Raw genomic sequence first — 15,288 nt, forward strand, 5'->3', positions numbered from 1 at the left:
CCCATGGTCACGTTCACCACCGAACTTCTCGCCCTGGGCAACAATGTCGGCATCGAGGTTCCCGAGGACATCGTCCTCGGCTTCGGCGTGGGCAAGCGGGTCCCGGTCATCGTCACGATCGAAGGCTATTCCTATCCCTCGACGACCGCGGTGATGGGCGGGAAGTACCTGCTCCCGCTGGCCAAGGAACACCGGGAGAAGATCGGGGTCGCCGGCGGTGAGACCCACGATCGCCGGATCGCTAAGATCGTCGATTCGCTGCGCTGATCACCCCGCGTCGTGCAGGGTCACCGCATAGCCGTCGGGATCGGTGATCGTGAAGGTCAGCCCGAAGGGGCTGGGTGCGGGCGCACGGAGGATCTCCACCCCCGCCTCGGCGAGGGAATCATGCAGTGCCTGCGCATCATCGCACCTCAGCCACAGCGCCACTCCGTTTCCCGGGCGATCGCCGGAGTCGAGGTCGACGCCGGGCAGCGGTTCGCGCACGGCAAAGGGAATCGGCGAGGTCGTGAACACGACCGCTCCGGGCGGGGCGGCCGGGGCTCGGGTCAGCCCGAGCTGCGATTCGTAGAACTGTGCGGCCGCTTCCACGTCGCGCACCTGCAGGGCGATGAAGTCCGGACCGCTCACTGACGCATTCATGGTGTTCTCCTTCTCTTTCGGCATCCCGCCGCATGGCAGGACCCGCTCTCGTCTTATGTCAGTAACCTGACATCAGAAATGTATGTCAGAATGCTTACATGAGTCAAGAGACTAATGCTGGAGAAGCCGTCGGGGAGGACAGACTCGAGTCGCTGCTCGGCTACCAGCTCAAGCATCTGCAGTCGGCGCTGCGGTCCCGGATGGATGAGACGCTGCGACCGTTGGAGCTGACCACGCCGCAGTACAACTGCCTCGAGCAGCTGCGGCGACGGCCGGGAGCATCGAATTCCGAGCTCGCCCGCGGCGCCTTCGTCACCCGGCAGACGATGAATACTCTGCTGCGCGGACTCCAGGAACGGGGGCTGATCACGAGACCGGCCAAGGCGGACTCCGGTCGCGTCCTGCCCACTCGCCTCACCCCGGCAGGCATTGAGGCGCTCGATCAGGCCGTGTCCCGAGTCGAGGTGGTCACGGCTCGCATGGTCTCACCGCTCGACGAAGAGACTCGGACGATGGTCACCGAGGCACTCGGGCAGTGCATCGCGGCACTCGAGGAGCCGGAGGACGGCTGAGGGTCGGCGGCACACGGCCGTCACCGGGACCCGGCCTCACCGGACCTCGTGGTCAGTGGGAACCTGGTCCATCCTCGGCTGCCAGATCGTCATGACGATGAGCCCGACTACCGCACCGATTCCCGCACCGAGGCTGTTCGTGACGAGATCGCTGACCGTGCCGAAGCGCGTGGGTGAGAGCAGGGTCGCCTGAGTGCCCTCGATGATGCAGGTGAACGCGATTCCCGCGACCCAGCCGACCCACCAGCGTCTGCGGCCGCATTGGAGGGCTACCAGCAGGCCGAAGGGGATGAACATTCCGACATTGGCGAGCTTCTCGAGGATGTCGTAGTCGATCCACGCGGTCACTCGGTGGGAGGCGAGAAACTCGAGCAGGCCCGCGATGAACGAGCCGGGTCCGGTGTCCATCTGGTTGGGTGTGAGCGTGACGAGGCCGATGAAGACCGTGTAGAGGATGAGCAGGACCAACGGCACTGTCCGCAGCCTGCGCCTCGACCCCGTCATCGCTCCCCCCGACCGACTAGACGGCGTCGACCGTGTCGAAGCTCGCCGTGTCGATGACGACGCGGAAGACCACATCTCCGGCCACGACCCGGTCGTAGGCGGCGTCCGCCTCGGTGACGGGGATCGTCTCGATCTTCGCGGCGATGCCGTGTTCGGCGCAGAAGTCGAGCATCTCCTGGGTCTCGGCGATGCCGCCGATGTTCGATCCGGCGATCGCCTTGGCCCCGCCGATGACGGCGCCGAAGGAGAACTCCTGCTTCTCGGGCGGCAGTCCGACGACGGCCATAGTCCCGCGCGGCTTGAGCAGACGCAGGTAGCGGTTGACCGGGATGTCGGCGCTGATCGTGTTGAGGATGAGGTCGAACTCGCCGGCGTGGTCGGAGAAGAAGTTCTCCTCGGTGGTGGCGAGCATCCGCGTCGCCCCGAGTTCCAGGGCCGCGGCTTCCTTCTTCAGCGTGCGCGAGAGAACGGTCACCTCAGCTCCCATGGCCGCGGCGATCTGCACGCCCATGTGGCCGAGTCCGCCGAGTCCGAGCACGGCGACCTTCTTGGGCGCACCGTTCTTCTTCTCTCCGGCACCCCAGCGGTTGAGCGGTGCGTAGGTGGTGATGCCCGCGCACAGCAGCGGGGCCGCGACGTCGAAGTCGAGGGCTTCGGGGATGCGGCAGACGAAGCGTTCGTTGACGACGACCTTCTGCGCGTATCCGCCCTGGGTGATCGTGCCGTCGACATCTTCGACGTTGTAGGTGCCGACGTTGCCGTTCAGGCAGTTCTGTTCCTGTCCGGCCTCGCATTCCTCGCACTCTCCGCACGAATTCACCATGCAGCCCACTCCCACGCGGTCGCCGACCTTCCAATCGGTGACGTCCGAGCCCACGGCTTCGACGACGCCGGCGATCTCGTGGCCGACGGTGAGCGGAAAGTGCGCCTCGCCCCATTCGTTGCGGATGGTGTGGATGTCGCTGTGGCAGATGCCTGCGGCCTTGATGTCGATGACGACGTCATCGGGTCGGGGATCCCGGCGTTCGATCGTGGCCACGCGGAACGGCTGGTCCGGTCCGGTCTTCTGCAGTGCCTTGACGCTGATGCTCATGTGCTCTCCTTGGATTCCGTGTCCGTTGCTGGGCCACATCGTCCAGCACCTGCGGCTCGCAGTCTATTCCATGCACATGGACTTATTCTTTGATCGCCCGCTCGCCGATGCTCAGATCGAGCGGGAAATCGACGGGGGCATCCTCGAACAGCAATCGACCCGCCGAGGCGGCCGCCGCCCTGATCGCCTCCGCCGCTTCCTCGGCCTGTTCGGCCGGGGCATGGACGATGACCTCGTCATGGAGAAAGAACACGAGGTGGGCACGACGGGAGAACACCGGCCCCGAGGCTGCGGCTGGGCGGGTGCCGTCGAATTCAGGAAGCCGTGCCAACCGCAGGCGCAGGTCGGCCAGCCACGCCAGCGCCCATTCGGCAGCGGTGCCCTGGACGACGAAGTTGCGGGTGAAGCGTCCCTGGTCACCGGCGGCCCGACGCGCTCTCTGCTCATCGGCGCCGGTGGCGTCGAAGCGGTTCGCCGCCCTCTGCAGTCGCTGCCAGCCCTCACCCGGAGGCGGGGAGGTCCGGCTCAGCCAAGTGGACACGACTCCGCCCTGTCGTCCCGCCTCGGCGGCGGAATCGACGAGGTGCATCGCGGCGGGGAAATTCTGCCGCAGCCGCGGCACCAGGGCCCCGGCCTCCCCGGTCGTCGATCCGTACATCGCGCCGAGGACGGCGATCTTCGCCTCCTGCCGGGTGGCCACGACGCCGGCGTCGACGAGCCCGGAGTAGAGGTCGCGGCCGTAGCCGGCTGCAGCCATCGCCCGGTCGCCCGACATTGCGGCCAGCGCGCGGGGTTCGAGCTGGGCGACGTCGGCGGAGACGAGCCGCCACCCCTCGTCGGCGCGCAGCGCCGGCCGCAGCTGCCGTGGAATCTGCAGGGCCCCTCCCCCGCTGGCCGCCCACCGTCCGGTGACGACCCCGCCGGGCACATAGACCGGCCGGTAGCGGCCCTCGTCGACCCACTCGTCGAGCCAGTGCCAGCCGTTGGCGGAGAGCAGCCGGGCCATCTTCTTGTACTCGAGCAAGGGTTCGATCGCGGGATGCTCGCTCGTCTGCAGCTCCCATTTCGAGGTCGAGGCGACGTTGATTCCCGCATTGCGCAGGGCCGCGAGCAGTCGGTTCGGCGAATCGAGGTTGACCCGCGGATCGTCGAGAGCGGCCCGAACCTCCTCGGCCTTGGCCAGCATCTTCTCCGGCTTCCCGTCGCGGATCGGCCGGGGCCCGAGCAGTTCGGTCAGTATTCGGTCGTGTTCGGCCTCATCCCAGGGCACACCTGCCGCGCGCATCTCCGCAGCGACGAGTCCTCCCGCCGATTCCGCGGCGAGCAGCAGCCGCAGCCGTCCCGGATCGCTCGCGGTTTCGATCGCCGCGGTCTGCCGCACATATTCGGCCAGGGTCGCCTCGAGATCGTGCGGAACCTGGGGGATGAATCCGCGCCCGGCATCGACGTCGAAGAGAGCGGCCGCTTGTTCCGGTGCGGCGGCATCGGCGGGCGCGGCATCCCAGTCGGCGGCTGCGCGCACCGCCTCGGGTGCAGTGACGAGTTCGGAACGGGCGAGGATCGCATGAGCCAGTCGCAGGTCGTGGCAGCGTTCGATGCTCACTCCGGCGGCCAACAGGGGCGGATACCACTTCGGGGTGTCGCTGAAGACCCACCGCGGGCGGGCCCCGTTCTGCTCTCCCCCGGATGCGCTCTGCCCTCCTCGGGCCCCGTTCTCACGGTCACGGACATGGTCGGGCAGGGCCTCCTCGGCGAGGTCGATTCGACCGATCTCCCGACCCTCGCGATCGAGGTCGACGATCCCGATCCGACGGCCTTCGAACACTGTGCCGGGCAGCGTGCCGAGGACGCAGGCGGCGGGCGGCTGATCGGGGGCGGAGGTCATGGATCCAGCCTACGCCGCGGGTGCTCGCGGACGACCTTCCGAGCGCCCGTCCGCACCGTGACCCTGGCCTTCTGCGGCGAACGTGATCCTGGTAACGTCAAGAGCGAATTCCGGGTGCCGAACTCCGCTCGAAAGGCAGATACGCAACATGGACGTTGTCTCCTCTCTCACCTCCGCCCTGCCGGCCGGGGCAGTCATCACCGATCCCGATTCGATGGATGCCTACCGCTGGGACCGCGCGAACGATCCCGATGCCGGGGTGCCCGCCGCCGTGGTCCGGGTGAGAACCACCGAGGAGGTGCAGACGGTGGTGCGCATCGCCGCCGAGGCGAAGGTCCCGATCGTGCCCCGCGGCGCCGGCTCCGGCCTGTCGGGAGGCAGCTCCGCGATCGACGGCGGAATCGTGCTGTCCCTGGACAGGATGTGCGAGATCAGCATCGACCCGGTCACCCGCATGGCCACCGTCCAGCCGGGCGCCTTCAACGCCGAGGTCAAAGCCGCCGCGGCCGAGCACGGCCTCTGGTACCCGCCGGACCCCTCGTCCTTCGAGTTCTGCTCCATCGGCGGAAACATCGCCACGAACGCCGGCGGACTGTGCTGCGTGAAGTACGGCGTGACCACGGACTACGTCCTCGGGATGACCGTCGTCCTCGCCGACGGTCGGGCCGTGAAGCTCGGCGGACCCCGGCTCAAGGACGTCGCTGGTCTGCCGCTGACGAAGCTGTTCGTCGGCTCGGAGGGGACCCTGGGCGTGATCACCGAGGTGACCCTGCGCCTCATCCCCGCCCAGCTGCCCCCGACGACCGTCGTCGCGATGTTCCCGAAGCTCGCCGACGCCACGAACGCCGTCCTCGACATTGCGAAGGCGATGCGGCCCTCGATGCTCGAGTTCATGGACAAGCCCTCGATCAACGCTGTCGAGGACGAGCTGAAGATGGGTCTCGACCGTGAGGCCGAGGGCATGCTCGTCATCCAGTCCGACGAACCCGGAGAGCACGCGAGCGCTCAGGCGGCGATCATCGAGGAGATCTGCAACAGCAACGCGGCCTCCGAGTGCTACCTCACGACCGACCCCGAGGAGAGCGAAGCCTTCGTCACGGCTCGCCGGATCGCGATCCCGGCCGTGGAGAAGAAGGGTGCGCTGCTGCTCGAGGATGTCGGCGTGCCGCTGCCGAAGCTCGGCGATCTGGTGCTCGGCATCGAGAAGATCGCGGCCGACCGCGAGGTGACGATCGCCGTCATCGCCCATGCCGGCGACGGCAACACGCATCCCCTGCTCGTCCTCGATCCCAAGGATGAGGAACAGCAGAAGCGCGCGCAGATCGCCTATGGCGAGGTCATGGACCTGGCGACCGGCCTCGGCGGGACGATCACCGGTGAGCACGGCGTCGGCCGGCTCAAGGCACCGTGGCTCGCGCCCTACCTCGGCGAAGATGTCATGGAGCTCAATCACCGGATCAAGCAGGCCCTCGATCCGGACAACATCTTCAACCCGGGATCGGTCTACACCGGACTCGTCTGAGACGGTCCGGCCTCGGGCCGGTCGGGGCGTCCCCGGATAGGTCAGGGCCGCCTCGGCGGAGGGATTCCGTGGAAGAATCTTGAGCATGGTGTCGAATCGCCGTCGATTCGATCGTCTTCACGATGAGCGGCCGAAACGCGGCCGTCTCACACAGAACGGAGCGAACCATGCGCTATTCACTGATCTTCCACGCCCCCGAGCCCGGAGCCGACGGCCCGGCCCCCACCACAGAGGATATCCAGGAGATGATGCGCCTCATGGACGACTTCGGCCAGGCCCTGACCTCGGCCGGAGTCTTCGTCGCCTGGGAGATGCTCGCACCCCACACGGAGACGAAGACCGTGACCCGGCGGACGGGCGAGGTCGTCATCGAAGACGGACCCTTCGCCGCCGCGAAGGAGGCCCTGGCCGGGGTCGTCGTCATCGACGTTCCCGACACCGAGGCGGCCCTGGCCTGGGCAGAGAAGTTCCCCGGCACGAACTACGGCACGATCGAGGTCCGACCCGCCGCGACCTCTTTCGTCGACGGGGCCTGGACCCGACCGGATGACAGCCCGTCCCAGCCGGGCGACTGCCCGTCCCGGCCGAACCGGTCGTCCTGAACGCCTGACCAAGATGACCGAGCCCGCAGAGACCACCGATCCTGCCGAGCGGGCGATGATCCTGTCCCAGGACGGCTGGGGCAGGATCATCGCGCTCATCGCGGCCGCCGACGGCGATATCTCCGGCGCCGAGGATGCCCTGTCCACCGCGCTCGAACCCGCCGTCACCGCGTGGCGGGACCAGGGACCGCCCGCCAATCCGGAAGGCTGGCTCTACCGTGTGGCGCTCAATGCCCGCCGAGACGTGTGGAAATCGGCGGCGGCGCGGACCTCGACCGCCCTCGACGAGGAGACGATCGACCGCCTCGGCGCCGGTGCCTCCGAACTCGGGACCGATCACGGCGCCAGTGCCAGCACAGGTTCCAGCACAGGTTCCAGCACTGATCCCGCCGAACACGATCCCGACGCTCTGCCCGACCGGCGACTCGAACTCCTCGCCGCGTGCGCTCATCCGGACATCGACCCGCCCGCGCGGCCGCTGCTCATGCTCTCGGCCGTGATGGGGATGACGGCGAAGCAGATCGCCTCTGCCATGGCCCTGCCCGCCGCCACCGTCTCGGCCCGCCTGACCAGGGCGAATAAGCGCGTTGCCGGACTCGGCGTCGCCTTCGGCAGTCCCGACCGTCTCGACCTCGAGTCCCGTCTGCCCGATGTGTTTGAGACGATCTACGGGGCCTTCGCCATCGAATGGGCTCAGGCGGCCGCTCAGCCACGGGAGGGCATGATCGGCGAGGCCCTGTACCTGTCCCGCCTCGTGGCCGAACTCTGCCCCGGTGACGGCGAATCCCACGGACTGGCCGCCCTCATCCACCTCTCCGCCGCCCGGTTCCCCGCTCGCCGCAGCGACGACGGACGATTCGTGCCCCTGTCCGACCAGAACCCGGACCGCTGGGACGGAACACTCACCGAGGCCGGCGAGCGCCACCTCGTCGAGGTCCACCGCTGCGGACACGTCGGCCGATTCGGCATCGAGGCGGCCATCCAACTCCTCCATATGGCCGGAATCCGCACCGGATCCACGGATTGGCCGATGCTGCTGCGCCTCCACGACGACCTCGCAAAGCTCGCGCCGAGCCTCGGCGGCTCGGTCTCCCGGGCGGCCATCCTCGCCGAAATCGAGGGGCCCGAGGCGGGACTGGCAGCTCTTGACGCGCTGGGCGTCGCCCCGGACGGCCAAGACGATAAGCGCGTCTCCGCCTTCCAACCTGCCTGGGTGCTGCGGGCGCATCTGCTCACCCGCCTCGGCCGCATCGACGAGGCGACCACCGCCCGTCGGCGCGCCCTCGACCTGACCACCGATCCGGCCGAACGTGACTACCTCTCGGCAGGACCCACCTGAGACGGACGTCACCTCGTCTTCGGGATGAGCCGGGGTACGGCATATGATGGTGAAATCAATCCACAGACTCCGAAACCATCCTGCATGCACAATTCCTCTCAGACCGAACCCGCCCAGGGCACATCCCAGGGCTTCGCCCACGCAAAGGCGATCCTGTTCGGCGAACACGCGGTTGTCTACGGCTCTCCGGCCGTCGCAGTGCCATTGCACGGGCTCGGAGTCCAGACCGACATCCGCCGGTCCCCGCACCAGGAGACCCGGATCGAGAGCCAGCTGTTCTCCGGAAATGCGCAGACCGCTCCGGAGCCGATGGGCCCCGTCGTCGCCGGTCTCAACGCCGCGCTGAAGGCCGTGGGAAATCCCGACGCCGAGGTGGAGTTGCTCATCCGTTCGGCGATCCCCCACAGCCGCGGCTTGGGCTCGAGCGCCGCCGTGGCCACCTCCGTGGCCGCGCCGTCGCGAACCTGCATGCGACGGTCTTCGACGAGAACACCCTCCACGAGATCGTGCAGGCGGCCGAGACCGTCGCCCATGGCCGACCCAGCGGAATCGACGCCTGGGCCGTGGCCAAACCCGCCCCCATCCGCTTCCAGACCGGGTGCGCCCAGACCATCGACGTCGGTCAGCGCCTCGTCTTCGTCCTCGCGGACTCCGGTCATCACGGGTCCACCGCTGAGGCAGTCGGAGGGGTCCGTGCCCGCCGTGACGCCGATCCTGTGCGCATCGGGGGGATGATCGACCGTCTCGCCGAAATCACCGACTCCGCCGTCGACAACATCCGCTCCGGTGATCGTGGGGCGATCGGCACCCTGATGAACGAAGCCCATGGGCTGCTCGGCAGCCTCGGTGTGTCGACCCCGACTCTCGATTCCCTCGTGGACGCCGCCACGGCGGCCGGAGCCTGGGGTGCCAAACTCACCGGCGGCGGACTCGGCGGCTGCGTGCTCGCCCTGGCCGATGACGATGATTCGGCCGAGGAGCTCGCCGAGGCCCTGCGCAAGGCGGGAGCACCCCGCACCTGGACGACGGAGGTCAGACCGACATGAGAACGACGACGGCGCGGGCCTACCCGAACATCGCCCTGGTCAAGTACTGGGGCAAGGCCGATGAGGAGCTCATCCTGCCCGCCGCGGGCAGTCTGTCGCTGACGCTGAACCACTTCGAGACCACGACCACCGTGGTGCCCGCCCCGGACGCCGAGACCGATGTCCTCGAACTCGACGGCGCACTCGCCGATCCCGGTCAGACCGACCGCATCTCCACCTTCCTCGACCACGTCCGCGCCCTGGCCGGACGCGATGACCGGGTCCTCGTCCGGTCCCGCAACTCCGTGCCCACGGGTGCCGGTCTGGCCTCCTCGGCGTCGGGGTTCGCGGCCCTGGCCACAGCGGCCGCCGCGGCATTCGACCTCGATCTCGGGCCCAAGGATCTCAGCCGTCTGGCCCGCCGCGGCTCGGGGTCGGCCTGCCGCTCGATTCCCGATGGCATCGCCGTCTGGCATGCCGGCGACGACGAATCGTCCTTCGCCGAGACCGTGTCCGCCCCTGATATGCGGATGATCATCGTCACCGTCAACCGGGCCCGGAAGGCCGTGTCCTCCCGCGAGGCCATGCGCCTGACCGCCGCCACCTCTCCCTTCTACTCCGGCTGGGTGTCCTCGACCGAGGACTATCTGGAGCAGATGGTCGCCGCCTGCGCTGCCGGGGACTTCTCTCGCATCGGTGAGATCACCGAATCCCACGCACTGCGCATGCATGGTCTCATCCAGTCGACGGTGCCGCCGATCCGGTTCCTCAACCCGACCAGCCACGCGATCTTCGACGCCGTGGCCGAAGCCCGCGAGAACGGGATCGAAGCCTATTCGACCGCCGATGCCGGCCCGAACGTCGCCGTCATCGTCCGCCCCCATGACGCCGAGGCGCTGGCCGAGAAGCTCTCCGGCTTCGGCGACGTCCGAGTCGTGGGCCCCGGACCGGGAGCCCACCTGCTCACAGACGCAGACGAAGTACCGCCCGCAGACGCAGCAACCACGGCTGCGGGTGAAGGCAGCCGGGCATGATCGAGACCCGGGCGCCCGGCAAGCTGTTCATCGCCGGCGAGTACGCCGTCGTCGAACCCGGACAGCCCGCCGTGCTCATCGCCGTCGACCGGTGCATCACCGTGCGTCTGACCGAGAGCGAAGGCGCCGGCCGCATCCATTCGAGCGAATACGGTCAGGCCCCCGTCATCTGGCGGCGCGAAGACGATGGTGAGCACATCATCGTCGACGAGCGTCCCTTCGACTATGTGCTCTCGGCGATCTCCACCGTCGAAGAGCTGCGCTCCGGCCGCGGTGCCAGCCCCCGCTACTTCGATCTCGAGATCTCCAGCGAACTCAATGACGCCGACGGCCGGAAGTTCGGCCTCGGTTCATCGGCGGCGGTGACCGTGGCGACGATCGCCGCTCTCGACGAGTTCTATGGGCTCGGCCTCACCCTGACCGAACGCTTCAAACTCGCCGTCCTCGCGACCATCGCGATCTCCACGAAGGCCTCCGGCGGGGATCTCGCCGCCAGCACCTTCGGCGGCTGGATCCGCTACTCCTCCCCCGACCGTGCGGCCCTGCACGCTCATCGCGAAGCCCACGGAGTCGTCTCCGCCATGACCTGCGCGGAATGGGCCGACTGCTCGGCCAGACGGGTCACCCCCCCGAGTTCGCTCGACCTCCTCGTCGGCTGGACCGGATCACCGGCGTCGACCGAACACCTCGTCACACGCGTCCACTCCCCGAACGAACGGGCGGACGACACCGCGAGCGAACGGGCAGACGACACTTCCGCCGAGTCGACCCGGCCGGGGCCGTTGCCTCACCTCCAGCGAAGACCCGCCCGCTCGTCTCCTTCGCCGCCGAGTCCCAGATCCTCGTCGACGATCTCGTGGCGGCCTTCGATGCCGACGACGCCGAGGCCAGCCTGACCACGATCCGCTCCGTGCGCGCCCTGCTGCGACGGCTGAGCGATTCCACGGGCAGCCTCATCGAGACCGAAGCCCTGCACGATCTGTGCGAGATCGCCGAAACCCACGGTGCCGCCGCAAAGCCCTCCGGCGCCGGCGGCGGCGACTGCGGAATCGCCCTCGCCCACTCGCACACCGAAGCACAGACCATTCTCAGCGGCTGGGAAGCCGCCGGAATCCGACCCCTGGACCTCGGTGCCCACCGAGAGGAAGGCGAGATCGATGAGTTCTGAGACCCCGGCATCCGTTGAAACAGCGGCATCAGCAGAGTCTCCGGAGACCAAGGCCTCACGGGCCTCCCGCAAGGACGACCACGTTCGCCTCGCCTCGGCGCAGCAGACCGAAGGTCCCCGCCGCACCGACTTCGACGACCTCGAATTCGTCCACCATGCGCTCTCGGGCACGAGCCCCGAACGCGTCGACCTCAGCGTCGAGCTGGGCGAGTGGACCTGGCCGACGCCCTTCTACGTCAACGGTATGACCGGCGGCACCGAGACCACGGCGAAGATCAATCGGGATCTGGCCATCGCCGCCGCCGAGACCGGTCTGCCCATGGCCTGCGGATCGATGAGCGTGGCTCTCGACGACGCCGAGGCCGCCAAGGGCTTCACCGTCATCCGCGAGGAGAACCCGGACGGCTTCGTCATGGGCAACCTCGGTGCCGGTCGCAGCGCCGATGATGCCCGCCGCGCTGTCGAACTGCTGCGCGCCGATGCCCTCCAGCTGCACATCAACCCCGTGCAGGAGACCGCGATGCCCGAAGGCACCCGCGACTTCTCCACCTGGCTGTCCGGCCTCGAGGACATCGTCGCCGCCTGCCCCGTGCCCGTCGTCGTCAAAGAGGTCGGATTCGGACTCAGCCGCCGCACGCTGACGCTGCTCGCCGAGATCGGGGTCCAGTTCGCCGATGTCTCCGGCGCCGGAGGCACGGACTTCCTGCGCATCGAGAACGATCGCTCACCGGCCGAAGACTTCTCCATGCTCACCGGGTTCGGCCAGTCGGCACTGGCCTGCCTGCTCGACGCCCCACCTGAGTGGACGACCGAAACGTTGATGGACGACGGAATCTCGAACCGTGTGCTCCTGGCCTCCGGCGGAGTGCGCAACCCCTATGATGTCGTGAAGGCACTGGCCTGCGGTGCTCGCGCCGTCGGCGTCGCCGGCACGTTCCTGCAGACAGTGCTCGACCACGGTCCGGACGGACTCGTCGACCTCGTGCGCACCTGGCAGACTCAGACCTCGGCTCTGTTCGCACTGCTCGGGGCCGAACGATCCACGGATCTCACGGGCACGGACCTGCTCACTCGGGGTCGCCTCGGCGAGTTCGTCCGTCTGCGCGGAATCGACGCCACCGCGCTCTCGCACCGCACCGACGCTCTTTCGAGGAGGAATCAGCTGTGAATCAGCAGACCACGATCACCGGGATCCCCACCACGTGGGTCGGTCCCCTGCGGGTCAGCGGCGAAGCGCTGGCTCCGAACGGCACCCACACCGAGGTGGCCGTGCCCCTGGCAACGTATGAGACCCCGCTGTGGCCCTCCGTCGGCCGCGGGGCCTCGATCTCGCGTGAGATCGAGGACGGGATCCGCACCGTCATCGTCGATGAGCGGATGACCCGGTCCGTGCTGTTCGTGGCCGAATCCGCGATCGGCGCCGAGGCGGCCGCGCGGGCCATCCGCCACCGGACTCCCGAACTCGAATCGGTCGTCGAGGCCGGTTCCAATCACTGCCGGCTCATCGAGATCCATCCGGAGATCGTCGGCAATCTGCTCTTCGTCCGCTTCGCCTTCCGCACGAATGACGCCTCGGGCCACAATATGGTCACCCAGGCCTCGGACTCGCTCATGGAGCGCATCCTGTCGTGGCACCTCGGCCTCGACTACGGGTCGGTGTCCGGCAACTACTGCTCGGACAAGAAGGCCACCGCGGTCAACGGGATCCTCGGACGCGGACGCAATGTCGTCGCCGAGATCCTCCTGCCCCACGAGGTCGTCGAGCGCCGCCTGCGCACGACCGCGGAGAAGATGACGGAGATCGTCATCCGCAAGGACCTCGTCGGGTCGACGATCGCGGGCGCCCTGCGCTCGGCGAACGCCCACTATGCGAATATGCTGCTCGCGTTCTACCTGGCCACGGGTCAGGATGCCGCGAACATCGTCGAGGGCTCACAGGGCATCACCTATGCGGAGAACCGCCCCGAGGGCCTGTACTTCTCGACGACTCTGCCGCACCTCATCGTCGGCACCGTCGGCAACGGCAAGGATCTGCCTCATGTCGATGAGGCACTGGAGCGCCTCGGCTGCCGCGAGGATCGCGAGCCGGGAGCGAATTCGCGTCGCCTGGCGGCGCTCATGGCCGCCACCGTGCTCTGCGGTGAGCTGTCCCTGCTCGCCGCGCAGACGAACCCGGGTGAGCTGATGGACACTCACCGTCAGATGGAACGCAAGGCTGACGAGCAGCGCGCTGCCGAGACTCAGCGAGAGGACGGCGAGGCCGCATGACATCACACACTGCTGCGGGCACTGCACCAATCGGCATCGACGACATCGAACTGGCCACCAGCCACCATGTCGTCAGGCTCGATGACTTCGCCGAGGCGAACGGCACCGATCCTGCGAAGTTCCACCTCGGCCTCGGCCAGGACGAGTTCAGCTTCCCAGCTCCCGATGAGGACGTCGTCACCATGGCCGCCGCGGCCGCTGCGCCGATCATCGAGCGCAGCGGGACCGAGGGAATCCGCACCATGCTGTTCGCCACCGAATCGGGCATCGACCAGTCGAAGGCCGCCGGCATGGCCGTGCACTCGCTGCTCGACCTGCCGTCGCAGATGCGGGTCGTCGAGGTCAAAGAAGCCTGCTACTCGGCGACGGCCGCCCTGCAGGCCGCCGTCGGCATCGTCACCCGGTCTCCCGGACAGCGGGTGCTCGTCATCGCCTCGGATGTCGCCCGCTACGAGCTCGACACACCCGGTGAGCCCACTCAGGGCGCCGGTGCCGTGGCGATGCTCGTCTCCGCGGATCCGAAGCTGCTCGAGATCGAACCGGTCTCGGGTCTCAACTCGGCCGACGTCGATGACTTCTGGCGCCCGAACGATTCGACGACCGCGATCGTCGACGGAGCCCTGTCCGTGACCGCCTACCTCGATGCGCTCACCGGAGCCTGGACCGATCTGGCCGCGCAGGGCGGACCGGCGATGGCCGAGATCGACCGCGTGCTCTACCACCAGCCGTTCACGAAGATGGCGAAGAAGGCGCAGGTCCACCTCGCCGGACTCACCGGTGAGGATCTCGACACGGAGATCGTCGCGGGGACTGCGGGTGGCTCAGCTTCCACCAGGCCGCGCGATACCGGACTGGCCACGAGCACCTTGTACAACCGCCGTCTCGGCAACTCCTATACCGCTTCTCTCTATGCGGGACTGTGTTCGCTGCTCGACCACGATGCGGATCTCGCGGGCAAGCGCATCGGACTCTTCAGCTACGGCTCGGGCAGCGTCGGCGAGTTCTTCACCGCCCGCGTCGTCCCCGGCTACGAGCAGCAGTCGCGCCGACAGGCCGTCACGGAGGCACTGGACGCCCGAGTGCCGCTGTCAATCGACGCTTATCGCGCACTTCACGCCGCCGAGCTCTCCAGCGCCGAGGACGCCTCAACGCCGAAGGTGACCGCGGGACCGTTCCGCTTCGCCGGCGTCAAGGGCCGCGCCCGCCACTACGAGCGCGCCTGAGCCTGGTCCCCGGCTCCCGACGCAGGCCTCACTTCGGTCCTCACGCCGGGCTTTTCGCAGCCCCAGGGCTCACTCGGGCCCTCGTGCGGCCCTCATGTAGGCCTCACGTGGGCCTCAGGTGGGCCTCAGGTCGTAATTGGTGCTGTCTTCTCTGAACTGCTCACGTTCTTCTGTGTGCATTTCAGAGGAAACAGCACCATTTCGCATTCTGCCGAGCGCGGACTGCCGACTGCGGGGCTGCGGGGCTGCGCTGCCACCCGGGTGCACCCAGCGCCCCGCGCCCAGGTGCCTTCGACTCAGATTGGAATCAGCACTGTTTAAGGTGAGCAGCCCATGTTCAAACACGTGCTGCTCACCTCAAACTGGGCCGTTTGCGGCGACCACCCGCGCGGACGCGAAGAAGCCCCTCAC

18 protein-coding genes are annotated in these 15,288 nt (G+C 68.1%); 13 read left to right on the plus strand and 5 right to left on the minus strand.

Annotation, left to right across the window (positions count from 1 at the left end):
• Nucleotides 1-3: 3 nt before the first annotated feature.
• Nucleotides 4-267 carry a DUF1905 domain-containing protein gene (locus tag AC2W7L_RS08075; RefSeq protein WP_486004034.1) on the plus strand — a complete coding sequence of 88 codons (264 nt, stop codon included), beginning with the start codon at nucleotides 4-6 and terminating at the stop codon, nucleotides 265-267.
• Here AC2W7L_RS08075 and AC2W7L_RS08080 read toward each other — a convergent pair whose 3' ends face one another.
• Nucleotides 268-642 carry a VOC family protein gene (locus AC2W7L_RS08080; RefSeq protein ID WP_486004035.1) on the minus strand — a complete coding sequence of 125 codons (375 nt, stop codon included), beginning with the start codon at nucleotides 640-642 and terminating at the stop codon, nucleotides 268-270. It lies immediately after the preceding gene.
• Between the two features lie 98 nt (nucleotides 643-740).
• On the opposite strand from AC2W7L_RS08080, the gene AC2W7L_RS08085 reads away from it, so the two are divergent.
• Nucleotides 741-1,214, plus strand: coding sequence for a MarR family winged helix-turn-helix transcriptional regulator (locus AC2W7L_RS08085; RefSeq protein ID WP_486004036.1), 474 nt, complete (start codon nucleotides 741-743; stop codon nucleotides 1,212-1,214).
• A 36-nt stretch (nucleotides 1,215-1,250) separates the two neighbouring features.
• On the opposite strand, the gene AC2W7L_RS08090 is transcribed toward AC2W7L_RS08085, so the two are convergent.
• From AC2W7L_RS08090 to AC2W7L_RS08100, 3 genes are all read right to left on the minus strand, one after another.
• Nucleotides 1,251-1,718 (minus strand): VanZ family protein, encoded by a 468-nt coding sequence (locus AC2W7L_RS08090; protein WP_486004037.1) that lies wholly within the window; start codon nucleotides 1,716-1,718, stop codon nucleotides 1,251-1,253.
• Between the two features lie 16 nt (nucleotides 1,719-1,734).
• Nucleotides 1,735-2,811, minus strand: coding sequence for an NAD(P)-dependent alcohol dehydrogenase (locus AC2W7L_RS08095; RefSeq protein WP_486004038.1), 1,077 nt, complete (start codon nucleotides 2,809-2,811; stop codon nucleotides 1,735-1,737).
• 82 nt (nucleotides 2,812-2,893) lie between these two features.
• Nucleotides 2,894-4,696 (minus strand): bifunctional 3'-5' exonuclease/DNA polymerase, encoded by a 1,803-nt coding sequence (locus AC2W7L_RS08100; RefSeq protein WP_486004039.1) that lies wholly within the window; start codon nucleotides 4,694-4,696, stop codon nucleotides 2,894-2,896.
• A 148-nt stretch (nucleotides 4,697-4,844) separates the two neighbouring features.
• Between AC2W7L_RS08100 and AC2W7L_RS08105 the strand changes: the two genes are divergently transcribed.
• The 3 genes from AC2W7L_RS08105 to AC2W7L_RS08115 all read left to right on the plus strand — a co-directional run bounded on the left by AC2W7L_RS08105 (nucleotide 4,845) and on the right by AC2W7L_RS08115 (nucleotide 8,159).
• Complete coding sequence (locus AC2W7L_RS08105) at nucleotides 4,845-6,218, plus strand: FAD-binding oxidoreductase (protein ID WP_486004040.1); 1,374 nt, start codon at nucleotides 4,845-4,847, stop codon at nucleotides 6,216-6,218.
• Nucleotides 6,219-6,385: 167 nt separating this feature from the next.
• Nucleotides 6,386-6,820, plus strand: coding sequence for a YciI family protein (locus AC2W7L_RS08110; RefSeq protein ID WP_486004041.1), 435 nt, complete (start codon nucleotides 6,386-6,388; stop codon nucleotides 6,818-6,820).
• A 13-nt stretch (nucleotides 6,821-6,833) separates the two neighbouring features.
• Nucleotides 6,834-8,159, plus strand: a complete 1,326-nt coding sequence (locus AC2W7L_RS08115; protein WP_486004042.1) for an RNA polymerase sigma factor — start codon at nucleotides 6,834-6,836, stop codon at nucleotides 8,157-8,159.
• A gap of 176 nt (nucleotides 8,160-8,335) precedes the next feature.
• On the opposite strand, the gene AC2W7L_RS08120 is transcribed toward AC2W7L_RS08115, so the two are convergent.
• A complete protein-coding gene (locus AC2W7L_RS08120) occupies nucleotides 8,336-8,629 on the minus strand; it encodes a hypothetical protein (protein ID WP_486004063.1) in 294 nt (97 codons plus the stop codon).
• Here AC2W7L_RS08120 and AC2W7L_RS08125 point away from each other — a divergent pair.
• The 8 genes from AC2W7L_RS08125 to AC2W7L_RS08160 are packed head-to-tail and all read left to right on the plus strand — an operon-like array spanning nucleotide 8,532 to nucleotide 14,877.
• A complete protein-coding gene (locus AC2W7L_RS08125) occupies nucleotides 8,532-8,894 on the plus strand; it encodes a GHMP family kinase ATP-binding protein (protein ID WP_486004062.1) in 363 nt (120 codons plus the stop codon). The two genes, AC2W7L_RS08120 and AC2W7L_RS08125, sit on opposite strands and share 98 nt — an antisense overlap.
• On the plus strand, nucleotides 8,891-9,205 hold the full coding sequence (locus AC2W7L_RS08130; RefSeq protein WP_486004043.1) for a hypothetical protein: 315 nt from the start codon (nucleotides 8,891-8,893) through the stop codon (nucleotides 9,203-9,205). The genes AC2W7L_RS08125 and AC2W7L_RS08130 overlap by 4 nt, the downstream gene beginning before the upstream one ends.
• Nucleotides 9,202-10,218, plus strand: coding sequence for a diphosphomevalonate decarboxylase (gene mvaD / locus AC2W7L_RS08135; protein WP_486004044.1), 1,017 nt, complete (start codon nucleotides 9,202-9,204; stop codon nucleotides 10,216-10,218). The genes AC2W7L_RS08130 and mvaD overlap by 4 nt, the downstream gene beginning before the upstream one ends.
• A complete protein-coding gene (locus AC2W7L_RS08140) occupies nucleotides 10,215-11,114 on the plus strand; it encodes a phosphomevalonate kinase (protein WP_486004045.1) in 900 nt (299 codons plus the stop codon). Before mvaD ends, AC2W7L_RS08140 begins: the two co-directional genes overlap by 4 nt.
• Nucleotides 11,075-11,386: a hypothetical protein gene (locus AC2W7L_RS08145; RefSeq protein ID WP_486004046.1), complete on the plus strand. Its 312-nt coding sequence runs from the start codon at nucleotides 11,075-11,077 to the stop codon at nucleotides 11,384-11,386. Before AC2W7L_RS08140 ends, AC2W7L_RS08145 begins: the two co-directional genes overlap by 40 nt.
• Nucleotides 11,376-12,554, plus strand: coding sequence for a type 2 isopentenyl-diphosphate Delta-isomerase (fni, locus tag AC2W7L_RS08150; protein ID WP_486004047.1), 1,179 nt, complete (start codon nucleotides 11,376-11,378; stop codon nucleotides 12,552-12,554). Before AC2W7L_RS08145 ends, fni begins: the two co-directional genes overlap by 11 nt.
• On the plus strand, nucleotides 12,551-13,654 hold the full coding sequence (locus AC2W7L_RS08155; protein ID WP_486004048.1) for a hydroxymethylglutaryl-CoA reductase: 1,104 nt from the start codon (nucleotides 12,551-12,553) through the stop codon (nucleotides 13,652-13,654). Before fni ends, AC2W7L_RS08155 begins: the two co-directional genes overlap by 4 nt.
• On the plus strand, nucleotides 13,651-14,877 hold the full coding sequence (locus AC2W7L_RS08160) for a hydroxymethylglutaryl-CoA synthase (protein WP_486004049.1): 1,227 nt from the start codon (nucleotides 13,651-13,653) through the stop codon (nucleotides 14,875-14,877). The genes AC2W7L_RS08155 and AC2W7L_RS08160 overlap by 4 nt, the downstream gene beginning before the upstream one ends.
• The last annotated feature ends 411 nt before the right edge of the window (nucleotides 14,878-15,288 follow it).

The sequence above is a fragment of the Brevibacterium sp. LAARM3_SD1 genome, from assembly GCF_057364765.1.